Here is a 25,795-nt window from a genome sequence, read left to right as displayed (position 1 = left end):
GGCGATCAGCCGCCGGAGAAGGCGACGAGGTCCGCGGCGTCGGTCGCCGCGATCAGCATGTTGCCCACCACGATCGGCTGCAGCGTCACCCCGCCCGACAGCGAGGTGCGGCCCTGCACGGTGCCGGTCAGCGGATCGATGGAGACGATCTCCTCCCGCCCCGTGCCGACCAGCAGCCGCCCGCCGGCGAGGACGGGCGAGGACAGCTGGATGCGTTCCGGCGGACGGTTGCCGCGCGGCTCCGGCCGCAGCGAGGTCACCCAGCGCACCTGGCCGCTGTCCCGCCCGATCGCCGCGACCTGGCCGACATCGTTGGTGAGGAAGACCCATTCCCCGGCGACCCAGGGGGATTCCGTCCCGCCCGATTCCTGTTCCCACAGGCGACGGCCCGACCGCAGGTCGACGCAGACGGTCAGCCCGCCGACGCCGACCGCGATGGCGCGCCCGCCGCTGATCACGGGGGAGGCGCGCACGCCCGCGATGTCGGACAGCGCGCCCGTCCCGGCCGCCGCGAGGCTTTCGGTCCACAGCACGCGTCCGTCCGTCACGCGCATCGCGAACAGTTCGCCCGAGGGGAAGCCCGCGACCACCGTGTCGCCCTCGATCGCCGGCGTGCCGAGGCCAAGCGGGATGGTCGTGGTGGGCGACGCCCGATGCTGCCAGATCCGCTTGCCGTCATCGGCCGCGAGGCAGACGAGCTGGCTTGCCACCGTCGGCACATAGACGCGGCCGTCCGCGATGGACGGCGCGCCGCGCGCCGGTGCCGGCAGGTCGACGCGCCAGCGCACCGCGCCGTCCGCGATGTTGAGCGCAAGCAGTTCGGCCAAGCCGGTGGCGACGTAGAGCGTCTCCCCAGCCGCCGCCGCACCGGCGCCGAGCGGCGGGCTGCTCTCGTTCTCGCGGCTGATGTCGCGGCGCCAGCGGCGGCCGCCGTTCGTCGCGTCGATCGCCGTCATGTCGCCCGACGCATCCGCGGCGAAGACCATGCCGCCGCTCGCGACCGGCCCGGTCACCAGGCGCCGCCGATAGGCCGAGCCGGTGCCGAAGCTGCTGCGCCAGGCCTGGGCCAGCGAGGGCCCGAAGGCGGGATGCCCGCCGGAATGCGCGGCGTCGCCGCCGATCTGGGGCCAGTCGGCCCGCGGCGCAGGCGGGGGCAGCGTGACCGCCGTGCCCTGCGCGGCATCGTCGGCCGACAGCCGGCGCTCGGGCACGTCGACCACGGAGCGGCGTTCGCCGTCGAAGCGCTGGCGCTTCTCGCCGAGGATGTCGTCGATCGTCTCGCAGCCCGCGAGGAGCGCGGCGCCGCCGAGCAGCGCGCCGCGGCGCGTGATGATCCCGCGCATCAGCCGGCGATCCCCGAGGCGATGCGTCCCGCCCGGTCGCGGATGCTGCGCGGCGCGGTGACGTCGGCGGCCAGCGCCTCGAGCGCGCGGCGCGCCTCGTCCCGCTGGCCGGACTTCAGCGCGACCAGCGCCGAGAGTTCCCGCGCCGAGGCGCTCCAGGGCTGGCCAGGGCGCGTCAGCGGCGCGATGCGCGCGGCGAGCACCGACGGCTCGGCGGTGTCCATCGACCGCAGCACCCACATCAGCGTCGCGAATTCGCGGTAGATCGGGTCGGCCTCGCCGTCATTGGCGACGCGGTCATACAGCGCGAGCGCGGCCGGCATCTCGCCGGTCTCGGCCTTCAGGGCGGCGGCGCGCAGCAGCGCGATGGTGCGGTAGCCGGCGGGGCTGCTGGCGGCCAGGCCCTCGAAGCGCCCGGCGATGGCGGGCAGGTCGGCGCCCTCGGCCTCGGCGGCACGGTGGTCGGCCATGAAGGCGACCGAGGCCGCGGCGCGTTCCCGGTTCTGGTGCCACTGCCAGCCCTGCCAGCCGCCCACGCCCGCCACGACGAGCACCAGCAGGACGGCGACCGGCGTGCCGAAGCGCTGCCACATCTGCCTGGCGCGCTCGGCGCGGAGGTCCTCCTCCACCTCGTCGAAGATGTCGGGCAAGTGCATCATCCCTGGCTGCGGTCGGGCGGCGCTGCCACCCCGAAAGGGGGCGGAACATACAGTCCCGTTGGCGGGGCGTTAAGCCCGGCGGGGCTTTCCTGCAGCGATGCGGCGCCTGGCCCCCCTGTTCGTGATCGTCCTGCTGGCCGGCTGCCAGGCCGTCGGCGCCCCCGGGGCCCCGCTTCTGGCCATTCCCGCGGCGGTGGAGGGCCTGTCGCTGCGCGCCTTCGGCCGCACCACGGGCGATTCGATCGTTTCGCTGGTAACCGGCGAGGACTGCTCGATCGCCCGGATCGGGCGCGGGGAGGCCTATTGCGGCCGGGACGACGCGCCGGCGCCCCCGCCCATGTGCACCCGCAGCCTCGGCGCGGTGGATTGCTGGACCATCCCGCCCGCCGCCTGGCCGGCCTATCGCGGCGTCGCCGACGGCCCGGCGACGCTGAACCAAGCACAGGAGAACAACCGGATCGGCTGGGTCGGCCGCATCGCCCGCGCCCTGCCTTCGCCCGCGCCGCCCGAGCCTGCCACCCCGCCGCCGCCGGCTGCGGCCCCGCCGCCGCCGGTCATCCAGCCGGGCTCCGGCGTGCCGGAACCCGTGACGAGCGGCATCGCCGCCGGTGCGGCGGTGCAGATGCTGCAGCCGCCCGGATCACCCTAGGCGGATCGTCTCCCCGTGCCGGGTCTCGGCCTCGGCGCAGAGATCGGCGATGGCAGGCGCGACCTCGGCCGGGCTGCGCGAGGTGCCGGGCGCCTCGCCGGGGAAGGCATTGGCGCGCAATTGGGTCGCGACCGGGCCGGGATCGGCCAGGTTCACCCGCAGCGGCGTCGTCGCGACCTCCGCCGCCCAGCAGCGGACCAGATGGTCCATGCCCGCCTTCGCCGCGCCATACAGCCCCCAATAGGCCGTGGGCGCCGAGGCCACCGCGTCGGTCAGGACCACCGCCCGCCCCGCCGGCGCCGCGCGCAGCGGCGGGTCGCAGGTGCGGATCAGCCGCCAGGCGGCCGAGAGGTTCACCGCGAGGGATTCCTCCATGTCGCGCGGCTGGATATGCGCGACCGGCGTCAGCTTCGACAGCACGCCCGCGGCATGGACCAGGATGTCCAGCCGGCCGAAGCGCGCCACGATGGACGGGCCCAGCATGTCCACGTCCTGCGCCCGCTTCTGCAGGTCGAGCGGCAGCAGCGTCGCGGGCAGGCCGCCCGCGGCGCGGATCGCGTCGTCGATCTCCTCGAGCCCGCCCTGGGTGCGGGCGACGAGGACGCATTGCGCGCCGCGGCGGCCGAGTTCCACGGCCACCGCCGCGCCGATGCCGCGCGAGGCACCGGTGATGAGGGCCACGCGGCCGGTGAGGTCGGTCATGAATGATCTCTCGGTGACGTCCGGGGAGGGCACCGCCCTCCCGCCCAAGGCCCGCAGGCCTGCGGCAATCGGGACCTATGCGCCGGCCGGCTGCAGCAGCGACAGCTGGCGATCGCTGTTGTCCTGCCAGTCGGTCAGCGGGATGGCGTATTCGCCGGTGAAGCAGGCGTCGCAGAACTCCGGCTTCGCGGGGTCGCGGCCCTTGCGGCCGAGCGCGCGATAGAGGCCGTCGAGCGAGATGAAGGCGAGGCTGTCGGCGCCGATGATGCGCGCCATCTCCTCCACGTCGTGCTTCGCGGCCATCAGCTGCGCACGCTCCGGCGTGTCGATGCCGTAGTAGCAGGAGTGCGTCGTGGGCGGGGAGGAGATGCGCATGTGCACCTCCTTGGCGCCAGCCGCGCGGACCATCTCGACGATCTTGCGGCTGGTTGTGCCGCGCACGATCGAATCATCCACCAGGATGACGCGCTTGCCCTCGAGCATCGGGCGGTTCGCGCTGTGCTTCAGCTTCACGCCGAGATTGCGGATCTGGTCCGTCGGCTCGATGAAGGTGCGCCCGACATAGTGGTTGCGGATGATGCCGAGCTCGAAGGGGATGCCGGCCTCGGCCGCATAGCCCATGGCCGAGGGCACGCCCGAATCGGGAACCGGGACGACGACATCCGCCGCCACGCCGGATTCGCGAGCGAGCTCGGCGCCGATGCGCTTGCGCGTCTCGTAGACCGGCGTGCCTTCCATCACCGAGTCCGGGCGGGCGAAGTAGATGTATTCGAAGATGCAGAAGCGGCCCTCGTGCCGGCCGAAGGGCTTCACGCTGCGCACGCCCTCGTCGTTGATGACGACGATCTCGCCGGCCTCGATGTCGCGCACGAACTCGGCGCTGACGATGTCGAGCGCGCAGGTCTCCGACGCCAGCACATGGCCGCCATTCGCAAGGCGGCCGAGCACCAGCGGCCGCACGCCGAGCGGATCCCGCGCCCCGATCAGCGCGCCGTTGTGCAGCGCCACCAGGCTGTAGGCGCCCTGCACCTGCTTCAGCGCGTCGATCAGCCGGTCGAGCACAGTGGAGTAGAGGCTGATCGCGATGAGGTGGATGAAGACTTCCGAGTCCGTCGTGGACTGGAACAGGCAGCCGCGGCGCACCAGGGCGCGCTTCAGCGCCTGGGCATTGGTGAGGTTGCCGTTGTGCCCGACCGCGAAGCCGCCGAACTCGAAATCGGCATAGAGCGGCTGGACGTTGCGCAGCGCCGTCTCGCCGGTCGTGGCGTAGCGGTTGTGGCCGACCGCCGCGCCGCCGCGCAGGGAGGCGATGACCTTCGCCTCGCCGAAATTGTCGCCCACCAGGCCGAGGCCCTTATGCGCGTGGAACAGGCCCTTCTCGTCGAGGGTGACGATGCCGGCCGCCTCCTGCCCGCGGTGCTGCAGGGCGTGCAGGCCGAGCGCGGTGAGCGCCGCGGCGTCGCCGCCGTTCCAAACGCCGAAGACGCCGCATTCCTCATGCGGCTTGTCGTCGTCCCAGGGCAGGGCGTCCATGGCAGTCCTCAATTCGTGCGCGCCGGCGGGCGCAACAGGTCGTCGACGGTCGGGCCTGGCGGCACCGGCGGGGGGACGAGGCGGGGCCGGTAGGGCTCCGGCACCTTCTCGACGGCGATGCGCGCGCCTTCCGCGATGAAGGGCAGGCTGCGGGCCTGTTTCACGGGCTCGGGCCACGCCGCGGTCTCGGGGGCGAACATCCCGGCGAGGATATAGGCAACAACGAGCAGCACCGCACCCCGTGCCGCGCCGAAAAGCAGCCCCAGCACGCGGTCCACGCCGCCGATGGCGGAATCCTGCACCCGGTCCGCGATCATGTTGGTCAGGACCTTGAGGATGATGATCGCGACGATGAAGACGCCGCCGGCGCCGACCGCGTCAGCGGCCCAGGGCGGGTCGATGAACTTCGTCGTATGCGGCAGCAGAAAGGGCCTGGCGAAGAAGCCCGCCGCCGCCGCGCCCACCCAGGCGCCGAGGCTCAGGACCTCCCGCACCAGGCCGCGGAAGAAGGCGACGAGGGCCGAGACCAGCACCACCGCCGCGAAAACGCCGTCCACCCAGGTCATCGCGCCCCCCTATAGCCGCCGCGCTGCACCGCGTCACGGCCCGGCGCGACGGGGCTTCACCGACTTTTCCGCAAACACCGCGACCAGGTCTGCGAGGTGCCCGGTCTCGGTCAGCGACATCCCCGGCGGCGGGGCCGCGGGCCGCGCGCCTCGGGCGACCCGGCGCGGCAGGGTCGCGGCGGTGAAGCCGAGCTTCGCCGCCTCCCGCAGGCGGGATTCGAACTGGGCGACCTGGCGGACCTCCCCGGACAGGCCGACCTCCCCGAAATAGACCGCCTCGGCATCGGTCGGCCGGTCTGTCGCGGCCGAGACCAGGGCGGCCGCGACGGCAAGGTCCGCGGCCGGTTCGGCGATCCGCAGCCCCCCCGCGATGTTCAGGTAGACGTCGTTCTGGCCGAGCGACATGCCGCAGCGCGCCTCGAGCACCGCGAGCAGCATCGACAGCCGCCCGGAATCCCACCCCACCACCTGCCGCCGCGGCGTGCCGCCGGAGGACGGGGACAGCAGGGCCTGGACCTCGACCAGCACCGGCCGCGTGCCCTCGATGCCCGCGAAGACAGCGCTGCCCGAGACGTTGCCGCGGCGTTCCGCGAGGAAGAGGGCGGAGGGGTTGGCGACCTCGACCAGGCCGGTGCCGGTCATCTCGAAGACGCCGATCTCGTCCGTCGCGCCGAAGCGGTTCTTCACCGCGCGCAGGATGCGGAACTGGTGGCCGCGGTCGCCTTCGAAATAAAGCGTCGCGTCGACCATGTGCTCGAGCACCCGTGGCCCCGCCAGCGTACCTTCCTTGGTCACATGGCCGACCAGCACGATGGCGAAGCCCCGCGCCTTGGCCAGCCGGATCAGCTCCGCCGCGCAGGCCCGCACCTGGGCGACCGTCCCCGGCGCGGAATCGAGCGCGTCGAGCCAAACCGTCTGGATCGAATCGATCACCACCAGCGCGGCATCGGTCTCCTGCTCGAGGCTCGCGACGATGTCGCGCAGCGCGGTCGCGGCTGCCAGCGCCATCGGGCTCTCGGTCAGGCCGAGCCGGGCGGCGCGCAGGCGCACCTGCTCCACTGCCTCCTCCCCGCTCACGTACAGCACGCGGCGGCCCGCCGAGGCCACCCTGGCGGCCGCCTGCAGCAGGATGGTGGACTTGCCGATGCCCGGATCGCCGCCGACCAGCACGGCCGACGCCGCGACCAGCCCGCCGCCCAGCACGCGGTCCAGTTCCGCGATGCCGGTCGGGATGCGCGGCGGGGGCGCGCTTTCGCCCTTCAGCCCGACGAATTCGACGCGCCGCCCGCCGCCGGCCTTGGCCGCGGGGCCGGGACCGCGTGGTGCGGGGGCTTCCTCGGCAAGGGTGTTCCATTCGCCGCAGCCCTCGCAGCGGCCCTGCCATTTGGGGTGGACGGTGCCGCAGGCCTGGCAGACGAAGCGGGTCTTATCGCGCGCCATGGCGACTCGGTCTTCTCCGGCGATCGGGGCGAAAGGGGTGTGCGCCGTTTCGCGTCGCGCGGGAAGCGGTCGGGCGGCACGGCCGGAAGTCTCCTGGACATCCCCTGCCCCCCATGCTTCCACCACCCATCGGGACCCAGCGGAACGGCATCACGTGACCACCGACGCCAGGACGGCGCAGGCGCCGAGCCTGCCCATCGCCATCCTCCTCCTCCTCGTGCCCGCGATCGGCGTGCTGCAGTTCCGCGGCATCGCGCTGGCGGTGACGATCGGGCTGGTGGCGACGGTGCTGACCCATCGCCGCGCGACCGGGGCCTGGCCGTGGCCACGCCTCGAAGGGCCGCTGCTGCCCCTGCTCTGCCTCGCCGCGCTGGCGACGGCGAGCGCGTCCTGGGCGATCGATCCGGCACGTTCCGCGGTGACCGGCGTGAAATTCGCGGGCTTCGTGCTCCTCGGCGCCGCCGCGGTGCGGGTGGTGGCCGAGGACCCCGCCGCGCCGCGGCTGCTGTCCCGTGCGCTGTTCGCGGGGCTTGCCGTGGGCGCCGGGCTGGCCGGGCTCGACATGCTGACCGGACATGCGATCCGCGCCGGGGTGCGGGGCCTGGCCGAGGCGCGCGTCGAGCTCGTCTACGGCCTCAAGCCGGCGGTCTCGGTCATGGCCGTGCTGGCGCCGATCGTGGCCGCACTGCCTGGCATTCCGTGGAAGGCGCGGGCGGCGCTGGTGGTCGGCACGCTCGCGGTCGCGCTGGTGATCCCGGCGGAATCGGCGCGCATCAGCGGGCTTATCGGCGTGGCGGTGTTCCTGCTGGCGCAGGTCGCGTCGCAGCAGCTCGGCCGGCTGATCGGCGCCTTCGTCGGCGCGGCGATCCTGGCGGCGCCGCTAGTCGTCGTGGCGGCGCGGCCGAACCTGCCCTCGCTCGAGCGGATTCCCATGAGTGCGGCGCATCGCGTGCTGATCTGGGACTTCGTGGAGAGCCGCATCGCCGAGAAGCCATTGCTCGGCTGGGGTGCGGAGAGCGGGCGGACGATCCCGGGCGGGCGCGACCTGTTCCCGGAGGAGACGCTCGATCGCTTCGGCCTGACATCCCCGGAATCACGGGCCTGGTTCGCGCGGCCGCAGCCGCAGCGGCTGCCGTTGCATCCCCACAACGCGGCGCTGCAGATCTGGCTCGACCTCGGCGTGGCGGGCGCCGCGCTGGCCGCCTGGCTCGCGGTCGCGCTGGGGTTCGCGGCGGCGAGGATCGGGCCGGGCGCGGTCGGCGCGCTCGCGGCCGGGGCGGTGACCGGGATGCTATCCTACGGCGTCTGGCAGGAATGGTGGATCGGCTTCGCGCTGCTGGTCGCAGCCGCGCTTCAGGCCTTGAGGCCGAGCAAGGCGCGGTAGCGCGGCAGGGCGTGCTGCCAGAGGAACTCGGCCCGCACGCGGGCGGCCGCAGCCTCCCCCATCGCCTTCAGCCGCACGGGGTCGGCGAGCAGCCTGTCCAGCGCCGCGGCAACGGCCTTCGCATCGGCGCCGTCGCAGAGCAGCCCGGTCTCGCCGTCCGCCACCGCCTCGGCGGCGCCGCCCTCGCGGCCGGCGAGCGACGGGCAGCCCTGCCAGGCGGCCTCGAGATAGACGATGCCGAAGCCTTCGACCGAGTTGCCCTCGCGCCGCGCCGGCATGACGAAGAGGTCGGCGCGGGCGAGCAGCGCAGCCTTCTGCGCTTCGTCGATGCGGCCGAGGAAGCGGACGCGGTCGGCGACGCCTTCGGATGCGGCGAGCGCCTCCAGCCGCGCCCGGTCCGGCCCGCTGCCGGCGACGAGGAAGCGGATCGCCGAATGCGTCACGGCCAGCGCCGGCAAGGCGCGGATCACCTGGTCGATGCCCTTGCGCGGTTCGAGGCGGGAGAGGCTCGCGATGACCGGCGAGGCGCCTTCCGCAAGGCTGGCGGCCCAGGCCGTCGCCTCCGGCGTGGCGTCGAGCGGGGCGGGCAGCGGCAAGGGCACGATTTCGACCCGCGGGGCGGCATTGCCGAGGGCCTCGCGCACCAGCGCCGCCGTGTAGGCGCTGTTCGCCGCGACCACCGTCGCCCGCGCGAAGGCGTCGCGCCGCCGCGCGACCCGGCGCGCCGAGGCGACGGGCAGCACCTCATTGCCATGCGCCAGCACCAGCACCGGCACGCCGGCCTGATTCGGCAGCAACGCGGCGCTCTTCCAGGTATCGGTGACGACCGCCTGCACCCCGGCCCGCGCGAGCAGCCGCCGCGCCGCGAAGCCCTTGGCCAGCCGCCGCAGCGGCTTCGGCCCGCCGAAGCGCCGCACCGTGACGCCCTTCGGCCAAACGGGTTCCGCCAGCCCCTTGCCGCGGATGCGGTCGGCGAGCACCAGCACTTCCTCGCCCGATCCGGCCAGTGCCGTCGCAAGCCCGCCCACCAGCACCTCGATGCCGCCCGGATCGGGCGGCAAGCACTGGGTGAGGATCAGGATCACGGCGCCGGCCGGTGGCGTTCGGGTTCGAGCCGCGCCTTCAGGTAGGACAGCAGCGGGAAGGCCCCGGTGCAGAGCGCGAGCAGCACGCCCCAGCCCCCTTCGCGGTAGCCCTTGCGCGAGACGTAGGACTTGAACCCGCGTGAGAAGAAGCGCCGGACATTGGCGCGCAGCGTGCCGATGTCTCCGCCGGCCAGCAGGTCCGCCGCCTTGGCCGAGGAATACTTGTCGAGCCGGCGCAGCATGTCCGAGATGTCGCGATCCACCAGGTGCACCAGTGCGCCGGTGGTGATCTTCGGCCCTTCCTTGCCCGTCCAGTCGAGCCCCGGATGGACGCGCTGCGCCCGCCAGCGCTTCGCGCCCCGGCGGAACAGCCGCGGCACGGAGGTCGTGCCGAAGGACCCCGCCCAGCCGTACTTGATCAGCCGGTCGCCCACGTAATTGTCGACCGGCACCTGGTGCCAGGCGTGGGTGCTGGTGGCGATGGTCGCGCGCACGGCCTCGGCCAAGGCGGGGTTCACCCGCTCGTCGGCATCGACTTCGAGGATCCAATCGCCGGTGCAGGCGTCGATGCCGGTGTTGCGCCGCGCGCCTTCCAGTTCCCAGGCGCCCTCGATGACGCGCGCGCCGGCGGCCTTGGCGATCTCGGCGCTGGCATCGGTGCTGCGATCGAGGACGACGACGACCTCGTCGGCGAAGGCGACGGAGGCGAGGCAATCGGGCAGGCGCTCCTGCTCATTGCGCGCGACGATGAGGGCGGAGAGCCTCGGCGTGCCGTTGGTCGGGCGCGGCAGATTCAGACCTCCGGGCCCTTTGGCAATGCGGTCATCGGGCGCGCTCACGACACCGCCTCCCCCAGTTCGACGGGATCAGGGCGGGCGAGCAGTGCAGCTGCCTGTTCCGCGACGCGGGTCGCCGACAGCGCCCCCATCGGCGCGTTGCCCGGCGGCCCCTTGGCCAGCACCGCGAGCGCGCGGACGCCCACCGGCGCGTATTCCGAGGCCGGGGTCGGGCCGAACAGCCCGATGGTCGGCGTCCCCGCCGCGGCCGAGAGATGCATCAGCCCGGAATCATTGCCGACATAGAGCGCGCAGCGGGACAGCACGGCGGCCGCCTCGGGCAGGTCCAGCTGCCCGACCAGGTCCACGGCGTCGGGCAGTCCCGCCAGGACGGGGGCGGCCATGGCGCGCTCCTGGTCCCCCGGCCCGCCGAGCACGGCGATCCGCGCCCCTTCCAGCGCGCCGCCGGGTTCGGTCAGCAGCCTTGCCAGGGTCAGGAAGCGGTCCGGCGGCCAGACCTTGCGCACCCAGTTCGCGGTCGGCCCCAGGGCCAGCACCGGCGCGCCCTTGGGCAGCAGGGCGGCGGCCTTCGCCTCCTCCTCCGGCCCGAACCAGGCGACCGGGCGCGGCGCGGGGCTGATGCCGAGCGTCTGCGCGATATGCAGCAGCCGGTGCCCCGGCCGCCGCCCGCCGCGCATAACTGCCCGCCGCTTCGCCAGCAGCATCCAGGCAATCGCCGATCCGCGCAGGTCGACCACCAGGTCCCAGCGCCGGAAGGCCACCTGCCACCACAGGCCGAGCCAGTGCAGGCCGTAGCGCTTCTTCTCGATCGGGATCAGGCGCTCGAGCGCCGGCATGCGGCTGAAGACGCCCTCGGCCACCCGCCCGCAGGCGATGGTGAAGCGCGCCTCCGGATGCTCCCGCATCAGGTGGTCGAGCAGCCCCGTCGACAGCACGGCATCGCCGATCCGGGTCGAGGTGATGAAGAGGACGCGCACGCGGCGCCTGTATCACGCTCCGGACCGGGGGGGGAGGTTGCAGCCGTGGCCGATCCGGCACACCTGACACGTCATGAGTGTCGCCATCCTCCCCGACCGGGGCGTGCTGGAGGTCGCCGGCCCGGACCGGGCCGCCTTCCTGCAGGGCCTCGTTTCCAACGACGTGACCCACCTCGCCCCGGGCCAGGTGGCCTGGAGCGCACTGCTGACGCCGCAGGGCAAGTGGCTCGCGGATTTCTTCGTCGTCGCGACCGAGGACGCCTTCCTGCTGGACGCCGAGCGCGCGCAGGTCGCGGACCTCGCCACGCGGCTCGGGCGATTCCGGCTGCGGTCGAAGGTGACGCTGCGCGATGCGTCCGAGGATTGGCACGTCCATGCCGCCTGGGGCACGGCGCCGGCTGCGGGTGACGTCGTGGTGCCCGATCCGCGACTGCCCGAGGCGGGCTGGCGGGTGCTGTCCCGTGCGCCGCTCGCAACCGACGCGACGGCCGAGGACTACGACCGCCATCGCCTCGCGCTCGGCCTGCCGGACGGGTCGCGCGACATGGAGCGCGAGAAGTCCGTGCTGCTCGAGGCCGGCTTCGACGAGCTGCACGGCGTGTCCTGGTCCAAGGGCTGCTACATGGGCCAGGAGCTGACGGCGCGGACGCGCTATCGCGGGCTGATCAAGCGACGGCTGGTGCCGGTCGCGGTCGAGGGGCCCCTGCCCCCGCGTGGGACGATTGTCACGGATCCCGCGGGCGCCGAGGTCGGTGAGATGCGCTCCGGCCGCGACGGGACCGGCATCGCGCTGCTGCGGATCGATGCGCTGGACCGCGCCCCCTTCACGGCGGGCGAGGCGCGCCTAGTCCCCCGCATCGCCGCCTGGATGCGCCTGCCGGCCCGCGAGGAGGCGTGAGCGACCACGGCCCCGGCGTGCGCATCCCACCGCCGGTGATGGTCGCGGCGCTGTTGGCCGTGGCCTGGGGGCTGGAACGCATCGTGCCGGTGCGGATCGGCCCGCCTCTGCCCGAATTCGGCTCCCTGGTCATCTTCGCGGCCATCGCGCTGATCGGCTGGGCGCTGCTGGTGATGCTGAAGGCCGGCAACGACCCGCGGCCCGACAAGCCCGACACGCGGATGGTCGAGACCGGCCCGTTCCGGTTCAGCCGCAACCCGATCTATCTCGGCTTCATCCTGGGCGTGGCCGGTTTCGCGCTGCGCTGGGGCGACCTCTGGGGCTGGGTCGCGGTGGTGGCGAGCCACCTGGTGCTGGATCGGCTGGTGGTAGCGAAGGAGGAGGCCTACCTCGCGACGCGCTTCGGGGCGGCCTACGAAGCGTATCGGGGACGGGTGCGGCGCTGGGTCTAGGCGAGCCGCTTGCGCAGGAAGGCCCGGGACTGGCCGGCGGGATAATCCTCGAGCAGGCCGAAGCGTTCGTAGCCCAGCGCCAGGTAGAAGGCCTCGGCCTGGAAGGTGTCGAGCCAGGCGGAATGGCAGCCTTCGGCGCGGGCATGGGCCTCGGCGCGCGCCATCAGGCGGCGCCCGGCACCCTGGCCGCGCAGGGAGGTATCCACCCACACCGCCTCGACGAACAACCACCCCCAGGACATGACACCGGAGAAGCCGGCGAGCAGCCGTCCATCGGCATCCCGCAGCGCAACGCCGAAGCGGCGCACGGCGTAGGGCACGGTCTGCCCGTGGAAGGCGTGGATGTGGCGCGCGAGCTCGGCGCGGAATTCGCCCGGCGGATCGGGGTCGAGCGTCAGGACCGCGCCGGGCGGCCCCGCCGCATCTGAAGGATTCGTCACGCAGCGGATCATCGGCCGGCAAGCGCCGGGATGCTACGTCCCGCACGTCATGCCGGACCCCTGTCGCTGCTGCCCACCCTCCGTCGCCCGCCGCGCGCTGCTCTGCGCCGCCGTCGCGGGCGCCGTGCGGCCCGGCGGCGCGACGGCGGCGGACCATGTCTCGCCCGGCCTGCGCCTGCCGGCGGCGGGGGCGGCGCCGCGGGTCGCGCTGACGATCGACGCCTGCTCGGGCGCGGCGGACATGCGGGTGATCGGCGGGCTGCTGAACCTCGGCATCCCGGCGACCGTCTTCGCGACGGCGCGCTGGATCCGCGCCAACCCCTCGACCGTCGCGCTGCTGCGCGACCGGCGGGACCTGTTCGCCCTGCAGAACCACGGGGACCGGCACGTGCCGGCGATCCTGGGCACCGGCCGGCTGTTCGGGCTGCCGGTGGCCGGCACGATCGAGGCGGTGCGCCACGAGGTCTCCGGCGGCGCCTCGGCCATCGCGGCGACGGGCGCGCCGGCGCCGGGCTGGTATCGCGGCGCGACCGCGCTCTACAGCCCCGCGGCGATCGAGGCGATCCGCGCCATGGATCTGCGCATCGCCGGGTATTCGGTGAACGGGGACGAAGGCGCCTCCCTGCCCGCCGCCGCCGTCGCCCGGCGCATCGCCGCGGCGCGGGACGGGGACGTCATCATCGCCCACACCAACCGCCCCGACCGGCCGAGCGGCCCGGGCGTCATCGAGGGCGTCGCGCAGCTCAAGGCGCGCGGCTACGCCTTCGCCTGGCTCGACACCGCGCAGGAGACGGCCTTCACCACCCGTTGACGGGCACCCGGCAGGATATGCCGGCCATGACGAGCCCGACCGCCCCCCGACCGGCCGGACCACCGGCATCCGCCGCCCCGCCGGCGCGGGCGCCGAAGCACCGGGATTTCAAGCCCGCCCTCGCCCGGGCGCAGCCGCCCGCGACGCCCAGCCCGGCGCGCCCGGCCCTCCAGCCAGCCATCGCCCGCGCGCCCGCACCCGCCGCCACGCCGGTGGTCGCACGTCCCGTGACGCAGGACGCCGCGCTGCGCCCCTGGGACGGGCTGCGCAACGCCGAGTTCCGCCAGCGCATCGCCGAGGCCGAGCGCAGCGCCGAGCACGCCGAGGACGGCTACGGCCTGCGCAACCCCAGTTCCGGCGCGCTCGGCCGCTATCAGTTCGTCCCGGTCGCGCTGCGCGACATCGGCTGGACCGACGCCGAGGGCCGCTGGACCGACATCGCCACCGCCCAAGGCGTGACGGACGAGGCCAGTTTCCTCGCCAGCCCCGCGGTGCAGGAGGCGGCGCTGTCCGCCTTCCTTGCACGACAGGAGGTGATCCTGGAGCGGCTCGGTACGCTTGGCGCGGCGGGCACCACCGTCACCGGGCTGGACGGCGCCCCCATCCCGATCACCGAAGGCGGCCTGGTTGCCGCGGCGCACCGGCGCGGTCCGGGCATGCTCGCGCGCTACATCGCCCACCGCACCGAAACGCCCGACGCCCCGGTCCCACCCGCGCAGCGCGCAGCCTTCGCCAGCATCGAGGCCCGGCTGCGCGGCTTCGCCGAGGTCGCCTACGCCAGCGACCGGCGGGGGAACGGGGCCACCGGGGGGGGGGGGGGTCCGGCGGCGTAGGGGGCTGGGGAGGGGGGCCTTGCCCCTCTCCGGACCTCACCCCACCAGAGGCCGAAAGGCCTCTGGACACCAGGACTTGGTCGGGGTTTTCGGGGGGGGGGCATGGTGCGCCCTTCGCGCCGGAAACGCGCGTGTGCCCCCTCCCCGAAATCCCCGATCAATCAAACGGTTTCCAAAGGCCCTTCGGCCTTTGGCGGGTGGGGGTCCGGGGGAGGGCCGCGCCCTCCCCCGCACGCCGCCTTATGCCGTCCGATCCGCCCCGCCGCCCGCGAGCGCCGCCTGCGCCGCCGCCAGGCGCGCCACCGGCACGCGGTAGGGCGAGCAGGACACGTAGTCGAGGCCGACGCTTTCGCAGAAGTGGATCGAGGACGGGTCGCCGCCGTGTTCGCCGCAGATGCCGAGCTTGAGGTCCGGCTTCACCCGGCGCCCCTTCTCGGAGGCGATCTTCACAAGGGCGCCGACGCCGTCCGGGTCGATCGAAACGAAGGGGTCCTTCGGGAAGATGCCCTTCTCGACATACAGCGGCAGGAACTTGCCGGCGTCGTCGCGGGACAGGCCGAAGGTGGTCTGCGTCAGGTCGTTGGTGCCGAAGGAGAAGAAGTCGGCGGTGTCCGCGATCGCGTCCGCGGTGAGCGCGGCGCGCGGCAGCTCGATCATCGTCCCGACGCTGTATTCGACGTGGTACTTCGTCTCGGCGAAGACGTCCTGCGCGATGCGGTCGACCTGCGCACGGGTGATCTCGAGCTCGCGGCGCGTCGCCACCAGCGGGATCATGATCTCCGGATGCGGCGCCTTGTGGGTCTCCTTGCCGATCTGGCAGGCGGCCTCGAAGATCGCGCGGGCCTGCATCTCGTAGATCTCGGGGAAGGAGATGCCGAGCCGGCAGCCACGATGGCCGAGCATCGGGTTGGCTTCCGAAAGCTCCTGCGCGCGGCGGCGCATCGCCTCGACATCGGTGCCGAGGGAGGATGCGACCTCCGCGATCTCGTAGTCGGTGTGCGGCAGGAATTCGTGCAGCGGCGGATCGAGCAGGCGGATCGTCACCGGCAGGCCCGCCATGATGCGGAAAAGCTCGACGAAGTCCTGCCGCTGGAAGGGCAGCAGGCGCGCGAGCGCCGCACGGCGGCCTTCGACCGTCTCGGCCATGATCATCTGCCGCACAGCGCCGATGCGCTCGGGGTCGAAGAACATGTGCTCGGTGCGGCAGAGGCCGATGCCCTCGGCGCCGAACTTGCGCGCGGTCTCGGCGTCGAGCGGGGTTTCGGCGTTGGCGCGGACCTTGAGCCGCCGCACCTCGTCCGCCCAGCCCATCAGCGTGGCGAAGTCGCCCGACAGCTGCGGTTCGATCATGGCGACCGGGCCGACGAAGACCTCGCCGGTGCCGCCATCGATCGTCAGCACCTCGCCGCCGCGCACCTGCACGCCGCCGGCCGAGAGGACCTGGTTGTTGTAGTCGACCGACACGCCGCCGCAGCCGGCGACGCAGGGCCGGCCCATGCCGCGGGCGACGACGGCCGCGTGGCTGGTCATGCCGCCGCGCGTGGTCAGGATGCCCTTGGCGGCATGCATGCCGTGGATGTCCTCGGGCGAGGTCTCGATGCGCACGAGGATGACGGCCTCGCCTTTCTGCGCGCGGGCTTCCGCCTCATCGGCCGAGAAGACGACGATGCCCGAGGCCGCGCCGGGGGAGGCCGGCAGGCCCTTCGCCAGGATCTTGCGCGGCGCCTTGGGATCCAGGGTCGGGTGCAGCAGCTGGTCAAGTGCTGCGGGGTTCACGCGCTTCACGGCTTCGGTGTGGTCGATCAGCCCTTCGCGCGCCATGTCGACAGCGATCTTCAGCGACGCGGCCGCGGTGCGCTTCCCGTTGCGCGTCTGCAGCATGTAGAGCTTGTTCGACTGGACCGTGAACTCGATGTCCTGCATGTCGCGGTAGTGACGCTCGAGCGTCTCGCGCACCTTCACCAGTTCCGCGTAGGCGGCGGGCATGGCGGCTTCCATGCTGCGCTCGCCCGGCTTGGCGCGGGCCTCGGACATGGGCTGCGGGGTGCGGATGCCGGCGACGACGTCCTCGCCCTGCGCGTTGATCAGGTACTCGCCGTAGAAGATGTTCTCGCCGGTCGACGGGTCGCGCGTGAAGCAGACGCCCGTCGCGCAATCCTCGCCCATGTTGCCGAAGACCATGGCCTGGACGTTGACCGCGGTGCCCCATTCGGAGGGGATGTCGTGCAGTCGGCGATAGGTGATCGCGCGCTGGTTCTGCCAGGAGGAGAACACCGCGCCGATCGCGCCCCAGAGCTGTTCCCACGGATCCTGCGGGAAGGGCTTGCCGGTGACCTCGCGGACCATCTCCTTGTAGCCGTGCACGACGCGGTGCCATTCGGAGGCGGTGAGCTCGGTGTCCTCGATCTTGCCGGTGTCGAGCTTCTCGTTCTCGATGATTTCCTCGAAGCGGTGGTGATCCACGCCGAGGACGACCGAGCCGTACATCTGGATGAAGCGGCGGTAGCTGTCCCAGGCGAAGCGGGCGTCGCCCGAGGCGGTCACCAGCCCTTCGACCGTCGCGTCGTTCAGGCCGAGGTTCAGCACCGTGTCCATCATGCCGGGCATGGAGACGCGGGCGCCGGAGCGGACGGAGACGAGCAGCGGCTTGTGGTTGTCGCCGAACTTCGTCCCGACGGCTTCCTCGACGCGGGCGAGGCCGGCCTTCACCTGCGCCTCGAGGTCCGAGGGGTAGGTCTCGCCGTTCTGGTAGTACCAGGTGCAGACCTCGGTCGTGATCGTGAAGCCGGGCGGCACCGGAAGGCCGATCGAGGCCATCTCGGCCAGGTTCGCCCCCTTGCCGCCAAGCAGGTTGCGCATGTCGGCGCGACCCTCATTGCGGCCGGCGCCAAAGCTGTAGACCCACTGCGTCATCGGGGGCTCCCCCTCAGGCTTCGATCTTCGAGAAATCCGCCACCGCGTCCATCGTGGCGCGGAGGCGAGCGAGTAGTTTCAGGCGATTGCGGCGAAGTTCCGGCGCGGGATCGTTGACGATCACCTTGTCGAAGAAGGCATCCACCGGGGCGCGCAGGGTGGCCATGGCCTCCATCGCGCGTTCGAAATCCTCGGCCGAGAGGTCGAGCTCGATCCGGGCGGCGGCCGCTTCCAGCGCGGTGGCGAGCGCCTCCTCCTGATGCGCCTTGAGCAGGTGGTGCTCGTAGCCGGTATCGTAAGTGTGGCCGTCGCGCTTTTCCTCGATGCGGAGGATGTTGGCCGCGCGGCGATGGGCGGCGAGCAGGTTGGCCCCGGCCTCGGATTCGACGAAGGCGCGGACCGAATCGGCGCGGCGAAGCAGACGGTTGAGGTCGTCGTCCGGGGCGGCGCCGAGGACGGCGGTGACGACGTCGTGGCGCGTGCCCTCGGCGCGGAGCTGGACGCGGAGGCGGTCGGCGAGGAAGTCCATCAGCTCGCGGCCAAGCGCGGCGGCCTTGGGCACCTCCACCGCGTCCGTCGCGCGGAAGACCCGGGTGAGCTCGCCCGAGGAGCCGGTCTGGGGCACGACGAAGACCGGGATGCCGTGCTCGCGCAGGGCGGGCACGTGGCCGAGGTCCATCAGCCGCACCAGGATCCGCTCATTCGCGGCGACGCCCTCGCCTTCCAGCCGGGCGGCGGTCTCGAGCAATTCGTGGCGGACGTCGCGGTTCTCGACCAGCGGAGCGACCTGCTTCGGATCGGCGGCGATCCAGGGGGAGTGGCGCCATTGGCCGACGTAGCCCGCCATCGCCTCTTCCAGCAGGTGCCGCAGGGCGAGCCGCAGCCCGTTCTCGCGCACGATGCGGATGATGCCGAGGGCGGCGCGGCGCAACGCGAAGGGGTCGCCGGATCCGGTCGGCTTCTCGCCCACGGCGAAGAAGCCGGCGAGCTGATCGAGCTTGTCGGCGAGCGCGACCGCGATCGCCACCGGCTCGGCCGGCACCTCGTCCCCCGGGCCGAGCGGGCGGTAATGCGCGGCGATCGCCTCGGCGACCGCGGGCTTCTCGCCCTGGCCGAGGGCGTAGTAGCGGCCCATCACGCCCTGGAGTTCGGGGAACTCGCCCACCATGCCGGAGGCCAGGTCGGCCTTGGCCAGCCGCGCCGCGCGGGCGGCATCGTCCGGATCTGCGCCCAGCTTCGCCGCGATGATCCGCGCCAGGCGTTCGAGCCGCGCGACACGCTGCCCCTGCGTGCCGAGCTTCGCGTGGAACACCACGGAATCGAGCTTCGGCAGGAAGGATTCCAGCGACTGCTTGCGGTCGAGGTCCCAGAAGAACCGTGCATCCGACAGGCGCGCGCGCAGCACGCGCTCATTGCCCGCGACGATCGCCGCTCCGCCATCGGGGGCCAGGATGTTGGCCACCAGCGCGAAGCGCGGCGCGGCGGACCCGTCCGCCTGGCGCAGCGCGAAGTAGCGCTGGTTCACGCGCATCGTCGTGCGCATGACCTCGGGCGGGAGGTCCATGAAGGCGTCGTCGATGCGCCCCAGCAGCGGGACAGGCCATTCGACCAGGCCGGCGACCTCGGTCACCAGGCCTTCGTCCGGCACCACCGTCAGGCCCTCGGCGGCGGCCAGCGCCGCGATGCCGTCGCGGATCTCGCGCGCGCGCTCGGCCGCGTCCAGCACCACGCGGCGCTCGCGCAGGCCTTCCTGGTAGTCGGTCAGGCCGCGCACGGCGAAGGCGCCGGGAGCCATGATGCGGTGGCCCTCGGTCTCGTTGCCCGAGGCGAGGCCATGCCCGTCATCCTCGCCGGCGCGCAGGTCGAAGGGCACCACGGCGCCGTCCAGCACGCACAGGATGCGCTTGAGCGGCCGCACCCACGGCATCGGCGAGGACCCGCCCCAGCGCATCGACTTGGGCCAGGGGAAGGCGCGGATGATCGCCGGGATGGCGGCGGCGACGAGGGCGCGGGCCTCGACCGTCTCGCCCGGCTTGGACAGGACCCAGAACTGGCCTTCCTGCTTCAGCGCATCCCGCGTCGCGCCGTGCTTGCGCAGGAAGCCGTCCAGCGCCTGGTCGGGGGCGCCGATGCGGGGCCCGCGTTCCTCCTTGCCCTCGGTGGTGACCGAGGCGCGCAGCAGGGCGGACAGGCCGATGCGGCGGGGGCCATGGAAGGTGACGGGCGGCGCCTCGACCAGCGCGGCGCAGCGTTCGGCGAACAGGCGGGAAAGGTCCTCGGCCGCGCGCGCCTGCATGCGCGCCGGGATTTCCTCGGAGAACAGTTCCAGCAGCAGTTCAGGCACCAGCCGTCTCCCCCGCGAGCCAGGACTCGCAGCACCCCTTCGCCAGGTTGCGCACGCGGCCGATATAGGCGGCGCGTTCCGTCACGCTGATCGCGCCCCGCGCGTCGAGCAGGTTGAAGCGATGGCTTGCCTTGATGCACTGGTCATAGGCCGGCAACGCCAGGCCGCGCTCGAGCAGCGCAGCGCACTCCTTCTCCGCATCCTCGAAATGGCGGAACAGCATGGCCACGTCGGCGTGCTCAAAATTGTGGGCGGAGTACTCACGCTCGGCGCGGAGGAAGACCTCGCCATACTTCACGCCGTCGTCGTTGAAGGCGAGGTCGTACACGTTCTCCACGCCCTGGATGTACATCGCGAGGCGCTCGAGGCCGTAGGTGAGCTCCGCCGAGGGCCGCTCGCAGGCGATGCCGCCGACCTGCTGGAAGTAGGTGAACTGGGTCACCTCCATCCCGTCGCACCAGACCTCCCAGCCCAGGCCCCAGGCACCGAGGGTGGGGCTTTCCCAATCATCCTCGACGAAACGGATGTCGTGCAGGGACGGGTCGATGCCCAGCGCCCGGTAGGATTCGATCAGCAGGCCCTGCGGTTCGGCCGGGCTCGGCTTCAGGATGACCTGGTACTGGTAGTAGTGCTGCAGCCGGTTCGGGTTCTCGCCGTAGCGCCCGTCCGAGGGCCGGCGGGAGGGCTGCACATAGGCCGCCTTCCAGGGCTTGGGGCCGAGGGCGCGCAGCGTGGTCGCCGGGTGGAAGGTGCCCGCGCCGACTTCCATGTCGTAGGGCTGGAGGATGACGCAGCCCTTCTCCGACCAGAAGCGATGGAGGCGCAGGATGATGTCCTGGAAGCTCGGGGGCTTCTGCGGCATGGGCAATCCGGGGGGTCTGGCGCGGGGCTGTGTTGCGGCGCACCTATAGGCGCCAGACCTTCAACCGGCAAGGAAACCGCCTTGGATACCGCCGCAGACCTGATCCGCGCCCACCTCGACGCCTTCAACCGGGGGGATCGCCCGGCGATGCTGGCCCTGCTCACCGAGGATGTCGCCCATGACGTGAACCAGGGCGGCCGGGAGGTCGGGCGCGACGCCTTCGCCGCCTTCATGGCGCGGATGGATCGCTGCTACCGGGAACGCCTGGTGGACATCGTGGTGATGGCGGAACCGACCGGCACCCGCGCGGGCGCGGAATTCATCGTCGAGGGCGAATACCTCGCGACCGATGAGGGCCTGCCCCCGGCGGCCGGCCAGCGCTACCGCCTGCCGGCCGGGGCCTTCTACGACATCCGGGACGGCCGGATCGCGCGGGTGACGATGCACTACAACCTGCAGGACTGGATCCGGCAGGTGGTTGGCTAGCGGATCGCGAGCGCGTTCCCCGGGCTGCCGATGCCGCCGCGCAGGTTCAGCGGCGCGGCGGTGAAGAAGGCGGTGAAGCGCCCGCTCGCCGCGCTGTCGGCGGCGAGGGCTTCGAGGTCGAAGAACTCGCCCAGGCACAGGCCGAGCCGCGCGATGGCGAGGTGCAGCGCCGGCTTCCAGGGGAAGATCGGCCAGGCCTCGACCGTCGGGTTGTCGGCCGCCACCGCAGCGATGCCGGCATCCCAGAGGAACCGCCACATCGGCTCATTGCCGTCGAGGCCCGAATAGTCGCGCGCCCCGCCCTCCCCCTGGATCAGCAGGTGGCGGGCAGCGGCGTCGGGCGCGGCGCGGAAGGCCGCGAGCCAGCCGGTGCGCACCAGCAGGATGTCCCCCGGCCGCAGCGCCACGCCCTGGGCGGCGAGGCAGGCGGCGAGGTCCTCGGCCGTCGCGCGCCGGCCGCCCATCGCCCCCCAGTCGCGCCCCGTGCGGGCGAAGTGGCGCGCCAGGTCTGCCAGCACGCAGCGCCCGGCGATGCCGTGCGCCAGCGCCTTGTCGATCCCGTTGCGGCTGTCCGCCCCGTGCACGATCGAGGACAGCGGGGCATGGTTGTAGAAGCCGTGGGTCGGGTCGGCGAAGTGGCTGAGGCCGTCCCATTGCGTGCTCGCCTGCAGCCAGAAGCCGTCGAGGCGGTCGTCGCGGGTGACGCGGCCGGGATGTTCCTCGGCCACCATGACCGGGTGCGGTGCGGCGCGGCGGCGATGCGCGCCGTCCAGCGCCAGGCCGAAGGGCTCGTCCAGCGGCAGGTTCAGGTTGAAGCGGCGGCCGTCGCGGATCTCCTCCCGCGCCGCGGCGACGGTCGCATCGGTAATGCGGTTGAGCGTGCCGACCTGGTCGCCGGGACCCCAGACGCCCCAGGAGAGCGGCAAGCCGGTCGGATCATCGGCGGGTCGGGGCAGGTCGTCGTAGCGGGGCGGCGTGGTCATGCCGCCATGCTAGCGCGTCATTGCCCGCCGCAGCAGGGCGCCCCGCCGAAAGCGGAGATCGCATGGCGACGCAGCGCGCTGACCGGTTCGGCGCGCCGATGGACGCAGGTGTCGATCGAGGGCAGCGAATCGCGCTCGGCGATCGAGGAGACATGCGGCCCGAGGTCGCGCAGCAGCCCGTCATGCATGCCGTAGATCCAGCCATGCAGGTGCAGTTCCGCGCCGCGCGCCCAGGCATTCTCGACGATCGGTGTCGCGGCCACGCGGCGGACCTGCATCTCGATGTTGATCTCGCAGAGCCGTTCGAAGCGGTGCCGGTCGTCGGGCATGGCATCGAAGACGGCGCGGTGCTTGCGGAAGAACATCGAGAGCGGCTGCAGCCAATGGTCCACCAGCGCCCCGCGCCGGTCCACCATCGCCCGCTGCACCCCGCCGCAGCCGTAATGACCGGCCACGATCACATGGCGCACGCCGAGCGTGTCGATCGCGTATTCGAGCACCGAGAGGATGTTGAGGTCGCTGGTGTGCACGACATTCGCGATGTTGCGGTGGACGAAGACCTCCCCCGGATCGAGGCCCAGTACGTCGTTCGCGGTGACGCGGCTGTCGGAACAGCCGATCCAGAGATAGGCCGGCGCCTGCTGTTCCGACTGGCGGCGGAAGAAGGTCGGATCCTCGCGCGTCTTGCGCTCCGCCCATTCCAGGTTCCGGTCGAAGAGGTGATCGAGCGTCTCGGTCATGGCGTTCCCGGATCCTCCGCCCCCTTGTTCCCCGGGGCGTGGGGCTGACCTTGGCGCAGCGCCGCCCCGGGGTTCAAGCCGCGGCTTGACGGCCACCGAGGCCGCCCGCAGAGGAGGCGCGATACGCCCGGAGGTCCGCCATGCCGATCACCCGTCGCGCCGCGCTTGCGGCAGCCGCGCTGCCGCTCGCGGCCCCTGCCCTCGCCCAGCCCTGGCCGGGCCGGCCGATCCGGGTGCTGGTGCCCTTCGCGCCTGGCGGGGCCGCCGATTCCGCCGCCCGCACCGTGCTGCCGCGCATGGGCGAGCGGCTGTCCACCACCTTCGTCGTCGAGAACCGCACCGGCGCCGGCGGGTCGATCGGCGGCGCCGAGGTCGCACGGTCGGCGCCGGACGGGTTCACGCTGCTCTGGGATGCGTCCTCCCACATCGTGAACCACGCGCTGCTGCGCGGCCTGACCTTCGACTACGCGACCGCCTTCCTGCCGATCAGCCAGGTCTGCACCTTCCCGCAGGTGGTCGCGGTGAAGGCCGACTTCCCGGCACGCGACCTGGCGGCGTTCATCGCCATGGCCAAGGCGCGGCCGAACACCATCAACATGGGCACCCAGGGCAACGCGACCGCGGGGCATCTCGGCCTCGCGCGCTTCGCCCGCGAAGCCGGGATCGAGGTGCAGCACGTGCCCTATCGCGGCGGCGCCGACGCGGCGCGCGACCTGGCGGCCGGCACGCTGGACGGGGTGTTCATCACCGCGCTGTCGGCGCGGCCGGTGGTCGAGAGCGGCCGCGCGCGTTTCCTCGCCGTCGCCTCGGCGCAGCGGCTGGCGAACCTGCCGGACGTGCCGACGCTGGCCGAATCCGGACTGCCCGGCTTCGACGTGAGCGAATGGGTCGGGCTGTTCGCCCCCGCCGGCACAAGCCCCGATATCGCCACGCGGCTGCAGCAGGCGCTGGCCGCCAGCCTGGCAGAGGAAGAGGTGCGGGCGCGGCTCGACCGGCTCGGTGCCATCCCCGTGGGCAGCACGCCGGCGGCCTTCGCGCGCTACGTCACGGAGGGCCGCGCCGCCATGACGACCCTGGTGCGCGAGGCGAACATCCGGATCGAGTAGCCGCGCATGCCGCTTGCGCTGCTCGCCGTCGCGGCCCTGGGGCTGTTCTGGCTCGTGCCGGACGCGGCGCTGTATGGCGGCGCGCTGGCGGCGCAGGAGGTGCAGCGCGGGCCCGCCGTGCTCGGTGGCATCGCGCTCGCCCTGCTGCTGGGCGGGCCGCGGGACCTCGCGCGCCTGGCCGGATGGGCGTGCATCGGTGCGAGCGCGGCGGTGTTGGTCCGCGCGGCGCTGGGCGTGCTCGGCGACCGTGGGTGGATTCCGGGCGAAGCCATGTCGCGGCCCGAGCGGTTGCTGGACATGGCCTGGTGGCTCGGCGTCGCGGGGCTGGCGTGGCGGGGAATGCCGCTGCGCTGGGCGGGGCCGACGGTCGCCGCCATCGTCGCGACCACGCGGGCCGGCGGCTACGCCCAGGCCTTCGTGCCGCTCGCCTGGGAAGACACGTGGGAGGCCGGGTTGGTGCTCGGCACCGGGGTGCTCGCCGGGTTCGTGGCCGGGCTGCTCATCGTGCTGCTCGCGGGGTGGATGCTGTCGGTCGTCTGCCGCGTGCCGGAACGGTGGGCCGTGCCGCGGCGCGTGCTCGCCCTGGTGTCGACGGCCGCGGCGATCGGGCACATGGTGAAGGGGTGAGAATGCTGCTGTCGATGATGCGGGGGAGGAGAACCTCCCCCGCCCCCCCTCCCTTCTTTGTCAGGGCGGCTCGCCTTCGGCGATCCGCGAGGCGGCCGCTGGGAGCGGGGGGGCGTGCCTTCATCCTGGCGCTGCTGCTCGCAGCGCCCGCGACATCACAGGAATCGGTGACGTCGGTGGTGGGGCAGCCTGTGCTCGCGCTGGCGCAGCGGCCCGAACTCACGACCGGGCTGCGCTTCAACAGCGGCGGCCACCGCACCGCCCTCGCCGCGCGCCTGCGCGATCCGGGCCCGCCGGTCGCACTCGCAGGCGACCGCTACGTCTACGGCTTCGGCTGCAAGCCGGAAGGATGCCGCGAAGGCGGCGTCTTCCTGGCCTACGACGTGCACGACGAACGGTTCTTCATGCTGCTCACCGACAGCGGCAGCGTGCGCCTGTCGGTCCCGCCCGATCCGCGCGCCTGGCCCGAGGCGCTGCGGGATGGGCTGCGCGAATTCATCCCGGCCCTGGCGGAGGCGATGGGGCCACGCTGATCCTTCAGCAAAGGCGGCCCAATGCCCGCATCGCGGCGGGTGCGCAAAGCGCCGGCGGTCAGCCCTTCCCAGCGTGTAAGCCAAGCAAGCGGATGCGTGCGCCGGCATCTGAAGCGCAAGAACTCTCGCGCCGGCGCCTGCGGCAAAAGAAAAGGGCGGATGGTTGCCCATCCGCCCCTTCGCATTCCGTGCTGATCGCGCGGATCAGGACTCGGCGGTCTCTTCCGCCGCGGCTTCCGGCTTCGGGCCGCTGTCCTGGCCCTTCGCGGCCACGTTGCGGTCCACCAGCTCGATCACCGCCATGGTCGCGGCGTCGCCGTAGCGCACGCCGGCCTTGAGCACGCGGCAATAGCCACCCTGGCGGGTCTTGTAGCGGTCGGCGATCTCGCCAAACAGCTTCGCCACGATCTTCTCGTCGCGGATCTGCGCGAGCGCCTGGCGGCGGGCATGCAGGCCGCCGCGCTTGCCGAGGGTGATGATGCGCTCGACGTAGGGGCGTAGTTCCTTGGCCTTCGGCAGGGTGGTGGTGATCTGCTCGTGCTTCAGCAGCGAGGTCGCCATGTTGCGGAACATGGCGACGCGATGGGCGGAGGTGACGCTGAGCTTACGCCCGGCAATTCCGTGACGCATGG

Annotated in this window: 26 protein-coding genes; 10 read left to right on the top strand and 16 right to left on the bottom strand. The window is 72.8% G+C overall.

All coding sequences use genetic code 11. The annotated features are described in order from the left end of the window. Window positions 1–5 precede the first annotated feature (5 nt). Both GWK15_RS06640 and GWK15_RS06635 read right to left on the bottom strand, forming a co-directional pair. A complete protein-coding gene (locus GWK15_RS06640) occupies window positions 6–1,343 on the bottom strand; it encodes an outer membrane protein assembly factor BamB family protein (protein WP_168040394.1) in 1,338 nt (445 codons plus the stop codon). Then, window positions 1,343–1,999, bottom strand: a complete 657-nt coding sequence (locus tag GWK15_RS06635; protein ID WP_245211531.1) for a tetratricopeptide repeat protein — start codon at window positions 1,997–1,999, stop codon at window positions 1,343–1,345. The genes GWK15_RS06640 and GWK15_RS06635 overlap by 1 nt, the downstream gene beginning before the upstream one ends. Before the next feature lie 100 nt (window positions 2,000–2,099). Between GWK15_RS06635 and GWK15_RS06630 the strand changes: the two genes are divergently transcribed. Then, window positions 2,100–2,651 carry a hypothetical protein gene (locus tag GWK15_RS06630; RefSeq protein ID WP_168040390.1) on the top strand — a complete coding sequence of 184 codons (552 nt, stop codon included), beginning with the start codon at window positions 2,100–2,102 and terminating at the stop codon, window positions 2,649–2,651. On the opposite strand, the gene GWK15_RS06625 is transcribed toward GWK15_RS06630, so the two are convergent. The 4 genes from GWK15_RS06625 to radA all read right to left on the bottom strand — a co-directional run bounded on the left by GWK15_RS06625 (window position 2,643) and on the right by radA (window position 6,892). Then, the gene (locus GWK15_RS06625; protein WP_168040388.1) at window positions 2,643–3,353 is read right to left on the bottom strand and encodes an SDR family NAD(P)-dependent oxidoreductase; all 711 of its coding nucleotides are present in this window, start codon (window positions 3,351–3,353) and stop codon (window positions 2,643–2,645) included. The two genes, GWK15_RS06630 and GWK15_RS06625, sit on opposite strands and share 9 nt — an antisense overlap. A gap of 75 nt (window positions 3,354–3,428) precedes the next feature. After that, window positions 3,429–4,886 carry an amidophosphoribosyltransferase gene (gene purF / locus GWK15_RS06620; protein WP_168040386.1) on the bottom strand — a complete coding sequence of 486 codons (1,458 nt, stop codon included), beginning with the start codon at window positions 4,884–4,886 and terminating at the stop codon, window positions 3,429–3,431. 8 nt (window positions 4,887–4,894) lie between these two features. Continuing rightward, window positions 4,895–5,452 (bottom strand): CvpA family protein, encoded by a 558-nt coding sequence (locus tag GWK15_RS06615; protein ID WP_168040384.1) that lies wholly within the window; start codon window positions 5,450–5,452, stop codon window positions 4,895–4,897. A 33-nt stretch (window positions 5,453–5,485) separates the two neighbouring features. Then, a complete protein-coding gene (gene radA, locus GWK15_RS06610; RefSeq protein ID WP_168040382.1) occupies window positions 5,486–6,892 on the bottom strand; it encodes a DNA repair protein RadA in 1,407 nt (468 codons plus the stop codon). A gap of 154 nt (window positions 6,893–7,046) precedes the next feature. On the opposite strand from radA, the gene GWK15_RS26540 reads away from it, so the two are divergent. Continuing rightward, the gene (locus tag GWK15_RS26540; protein WP_168040380.1) at window positions 7,047–8,276 is read left to right on the top strand and encodes an O-antigen ligase family protein; all 1,230 of its coding nucleotides are present in this window, start codon (window positions 7,047–7,049) and stop codon (window positions 8,274–8,276) included. Here the strand turns inward: GWK15_RS26540 and GWK15_RS06600 are convergent. Genes GWK15_RS06600 through GWK15_RS06590 form a run of 3 tightly spaced genes read right to left on the bottom strand, consistent with a single transcriptional unit; the run spans window position 8,246 to window position 11,135 of the window. Beyond that, on the bottom strand, window positions 8,246–9,361 hold the full coding sequence (locus tag GWK15_RS06600; protein WP_168040378.1) for a glycosyltransferase: 1,116 nt from the start codon (window positions 9,359–9,361) through the stop codon (window positions 8,246–8,248). The genes GWK15_RS26540 and GWK15_RS06600 overlap by 31 nt on opposite strands. After that, on the bottom strand, window positions 9,358–10,200 hold the full coding sequence (locus GWK15_RS06595; RefSeq protein WP_168040376.1) for a glycosyltransferase: 843 nt from the start codon (window positions 10,198–10,200) through the stop codon (window positions 9,358–9,360). Before GWK15_RS06595 ends, GWK15_RS06600 begins: the two co-directional genes overlap by 4 nt. Further along, a complete protein-coding gene (locus tag GWK15_RS06590; protein WP_168040374.1) occupies window positions 10,197–11,135 on the bottom strand; it encodes a glycosyltransferase family 9 protein in 939 nt (312 codons plus the stop codon). The genes GWK15_RS06595 and GWK15_RS06590 overlap by 4 nt, the downstream gene beginning before the upstream one ends. Window positions 11,136–11,208: 73 nt before the next feature. Here GWK15_RS06590 and ygfZ point away from each other — a divergent pair, with 73 nt between their 5' ends. Together ygfZ and GWK15_RS26535 are read left to right on the top strand one after the other, a co-directional pair. Next, the gene (gene ygfZ / locus GWK15_RS06585) at window positions 11,209–12,033 is read left to right on the top strand and encodes a CAF17-like 4Fe-4S cluster assembly/insertion protein YgfZ (RefSeq protein ID WP_168040372.1); all 825 of its coding nucleotides are present in this window, start codon (window positions 11,209–11,211) and stop codon (window positions 12,031–12,033) included. After that, window positions 12,030–12,485, top strand: coding sequence for a methyltransferase (locus GWK15_RS26535; protein ID WP_168040370.1), 456 nt, complete (start codon window positions 12,030–12,032; stop codon window positions 12,483–12,485). The genes ygfZ and GWK15_RS26535 overlap by 4 nt, the downstream gene beginning before the upstream one ends. Here GWK15_RS26535 and GWK15_RS06575 read toward each other — a convergent pair. Continuing rightward, window positions 12,482–12,925 carry a GNAT family N-acetyltransferase gene (locus GWK15_RS06575; protein ID WP_168040368.1) on the bottom strand — a complete coding sequence of 148 codons (444 nt, stop codon included), beginning with the start codon at window positions 12,923–12,925 and terminating at the stop codon, window positions 12,482–12,484. The genes GWK15_RS26535 and GWK15_RS06575 overlap by 4 nt on opposite strands. A gap of 49 nt (window positions 12,926–12,974) precedes the next feature. Between GWK15_RS06575 and GWK15_RS06570 the strand changes: the two genes are divergently transcribed. Both GWK15_RS06570 and GWK15_RS06565 read left to right on the top strand, forming a co-directional pair. Further along, window positions 12,975–13,736, top strand: a complete 762-nt coding sequence (locus GWK15_RS06570) for a polysaccharide deacetylase family protein (RefSeq protein ID WP_168040366.1) — start codon at window positions 12,975–12,977, stop codon at window positions 13,734–13,736. Window positions 13,737–13,762: 26 nt separating this feature from the next. Continuing rightward, window positions 13,763–14,569: a hypothetical protein gene (locus tag GWK15_RS06565; protein WP_168040364.1), complete on the top strand. Its 807-nt coding sequence runs from the start codon at window positions 13,763–13,765 to the stop codon at window positions 14,567–14,569. Between the two features lie 240 nt (window positions 14,570–14,809). Here the strand turns inward: GWK15_RS06565 and ppdK are convergent, their stop codons facing one another. The 3 genes from ppdK to GWK15_RS06550 are packed head-to-tail and all read right to left on the bottom strand — an operon-like array spanning window position 14,810 to window position 20,688. Continuing rightward, window positions 14,810–17,482 (bottom strand): pyruvate, phosphate dikinase, encoded by a 2,673-nt coding sequence (ppdK, locus tag GWK15_RS06560; RefSeq protein ID WP_168040362.1) that lies wholly within the window; start codon window positions 17,480–17,482, stop codon window positions 14,810–14,812. 13 nt (window positions 17,483–17,495) lie between these two features. Continuing rightward, window positions 17,496–19,826, bottom strand: a complete 2,331-nt coding sequence (gene glyS / locus GWK15_RS06555) for a glycine--tRNA ligase subunit beta (protein WP_168040360.1) — start codon at window positions 19,824–19,826, stop codon at window positions 17,496–17,498. After that, a complete protein-coding gene (locus tag GWK15_RS06550; protein WP_168040358.1) occupies window positions 19,819–20,688 on the bottom strand; it encodes a glycine--tRNA ligase subunit alpha in 870 nt (289 codons plus the stop codon). Before GWK15_RS06550 ends, glyS begins: the two co-directional genes overlap by 8 nt. An 81-nt stretch (window positions 20,689–20,769) precedes the next feature. Here GWK15_RS06550 and GWK15_RS06545 point away from each other — a divergent pair, with 81 nt between their 5' ends. Beyond that, window positions 20,770–21,174, top strand: a complete 405-nt coding sequence (locus tag GWK15_RS06545) for a ketosteroid isomerase-related protein (RefSeq protein ID WP_245211495.1) — start codon at window positions 20,770–20,772, stop codon at window positions 21,172–21,174. Here GWK15_RS06545 and GWK15_RS06540 read toward each other — a convergent pair. Both GWK15_RS06540 and GWK15_RS06535 read right to left on the bottom strand, forming a co-directional pair. Continuing rightward, the gene (locus GWK15_RS06540; RefSeq protein WP_168040354.1) at window positions 21,171–22,157 is read right to left on the bottom strand and encodes a cyclase family protein; all 987 of its coding nucleotides are present in this window, start codon (window positions 22,155–22,157) and stop codon (window positions 21,171–21,173) included. The two genes, GWK15_RS06545 and GWK15_RS06540, sit on opposite strands and share 4 nt — an antisense overlap. A 17-nt stretch (window positions 22,158–22,174) precedes the next feature. Further along, complete coding sequence (locus GWK15_RS06535; RefSeq protein ID WP_168040352.1) at window positions 22,175–22,897, bottom strand: carbonic anhydrase; 723 nt, start codon at window positions 22,895–22,897, stop codon at window positions 22,175–22,177. 140 nt (window positions 22,898–23,037) lie between these two features. Between GWK15_RS06535 and GWK15_RS06530 the strand changes: the two genes are divergently transcribed. From GWK15_RS06530 to GWK15_RS06520, 3 genes are all read left to right on the top strand, one after another. Continuing rightward, the gene (locus GWK15_RS06530; RefSeq protein WP_168040350.1) at window positions 23,038–24,003 is read left to right on the top strand and encodes a Bug family tripartite tricarboxylate transporter substrate binding protein; all 966 of its coding nucleotides are present in this window, start codon (window positions 23,038–23,040) and stop codon (window positions 24,001–24,003) included. A gap of 6 nt (window positions 24,004–24,009) precedes the next feature. After that, the gene (locus GWK15_RS06525; protein ID WP_168040348.1) at window positions 24,010–24,630 is read left to right on the top strand and encodes a hypothetical protein; all 621 of its coding nucleotides are present in this window, start codon (window positions 24,010–24,012) and stop codon (window positions 24,628–24,630) included. Between the two features lie 167 nt (window positions 24,631–24,797). Further along, entirely contained in the window at window positions 24,798–25,163 is a 366-nt protein-coding gene (locus GWK15_RS06520) for a hypothetical protein (RefSeq protein WP_168040346.1), read from the top strand. Window positions 25,164–25,367: 204 nt separating this feature from the next. On the opposite strand, the gene rplQ is transcribed toward GWK15_RS06520, so the two are convergent. Further along, window positions 25,368–25,793: a 50S ribosomal protein L17 gene (gene rplQ / locus GWK15_RS06515; RefSeq protein ID WP_168040344.1), complete on the bottom strand. Its 426-nt coding sequence runs from the start codon at window positions 25,791–25,793 to the stop codon at window positions 25,368–25,370. Between the last annotated feature and the right edge of the window lie 2 nt (window positions 25,794–25,795).

This window comes from Neoroseomonas oryzicola (assembly GCF_012163135.1).
In the GTDB taxonomy this organism is placed as follows: Bacteria; Pseudomonadota; Alphaproteobacteria; order Acetobacterales; family Acetobacteraceae; genus Neoroseomonas; species Neoroseomonas oryzicola.
Note: the sequence above shows the minus strand (reverse complement) of the source record. Positions and strands in the feature narration are given on the sequence as shown.

Excerpts from the sequence above, each read along its gene's own strand:
- GWK15_RS06640 (WP_168040394.1), bottom strand. The coding sequence starts at position 1,343 with ATGCGCGGGATCATCACGCGCCGCGGCGCGCTGCTCGGCGGCGCCGCG.
- GWK15_RS06635 (WP_245211531.1), bottom strand. The coding sequence starts at position 1,999 with ATGCACTTGCCCGACATCTTCGACGAGGTGGAGGAGGACCTCCGCGCC.
- GWK15_RS06630 (WP_168040390.1), top strand. The coding sequence starts at position 2,100 with ATGCGGCGCCTGGCCCCCCTGTTCGTGATCGTCCTGCTGGCCGGCTGC.
- GWK15_RS06625 (WP_168040388.1), bottom strand. The coding sequence starts at position 3,353 with ATGACCGACCTCACCGGCCGCGTGGCCCTCATCACCGGTGCCTCGCGC.
- purF (WP_168040386.1), bottom strand. The coding sequence starts at position 4,886 with ATGGACGCCCTGCCCTGGGACGACGACAAGCCGCATGAGGAATGCGGC.
- GWK15_RS06615 (WP_168040384.1), bottom strand. The coding sequence starts at position 5,452 with ATGACCTGGGTGGACGGCGTTTTCGCGGCGGTGGTGCTGGTCTCGGCC.
- radA (WP_168040382.1), bottom strand. The coding sequence starts at position 6,892 with ATGGCGCGCGATAAGACCCGCTTCGTCTGCCAGGCCTGCGGCACCGTC.
- ygfZ (WP_168040372.1), top strand. The coding sequence starts at position 11,209 with ATGAGTGTCGCCATCCTCCCCGACCGGGGCGTGCTGGAGGTCGCCGGC.
- GWK15_RS06570 (WP_168040366.1), top strand. The coding sequence starts at position 12,975 with ATGCCGGACCCCTGTCGCTGCTGCCCACCCTCCGTCGCCCGCCGCGCG.
- GWK15_RS06565 (WP_168040364.1), top strand. The coding sequence starts at position 13,763 with ATGACGAGCCCGACCGCCCCCCGACCGGCCGGACCACCGGCATCCGCC.
- ppdK (WP_168040362.1), bottom strand. The coding sequence starts at position 17,482 with ATGACGCAGTGGGTCTACAGCTTTGGCGCCGGCCGCAATGAGGGTCGC.
- GWK15_RS06550 (WP_168040358.1), bottom strand. The coding sequence starts at position 20,688 with ATGCCGCAGAAGCCCCCGAGCTTCCAGGACATCATCCTGCGCCTCCAT.
- GWK15_RS06540 (WP_168040354.1), bottom strand. The coding sequence starts at position 22,157 with ATGACCACGCCGCCCCGCTACGACGACCTGCCCCGACCCGCCGATGAT.
- GWK15_RS06535 (WP_168040352.1), bottom strand. The coding sequence starts at position 22,897 with ATGACCGAGACGCTCGATCACCTCTTCGACCGGAACCTGGAATGGGCG.
- GWK15_RS06530 (WP_168040350.1), top strand. The coding sequence starts at position 23,038 with ATGCCGATCACCCGTCGCGCCGCGCTTGCGGCAGCCGCGCTGCCGCTC.
- GWK15_RS06525 (WP_168040348.1), top strand. The coding sequence starts at position 24,010 with ATGCCGCTTGCGCTGCTCGCCGTCGCGGCCCTGGGGCTGTTCTGGCTC.
- rplQ (WP_168040344.1), bottom strand. The coding sequence starts at position 25,793 with ATGCGTCACGGAATTGCCGGGCGTAAGCTCAGCGTCACCTCCGCCCAT.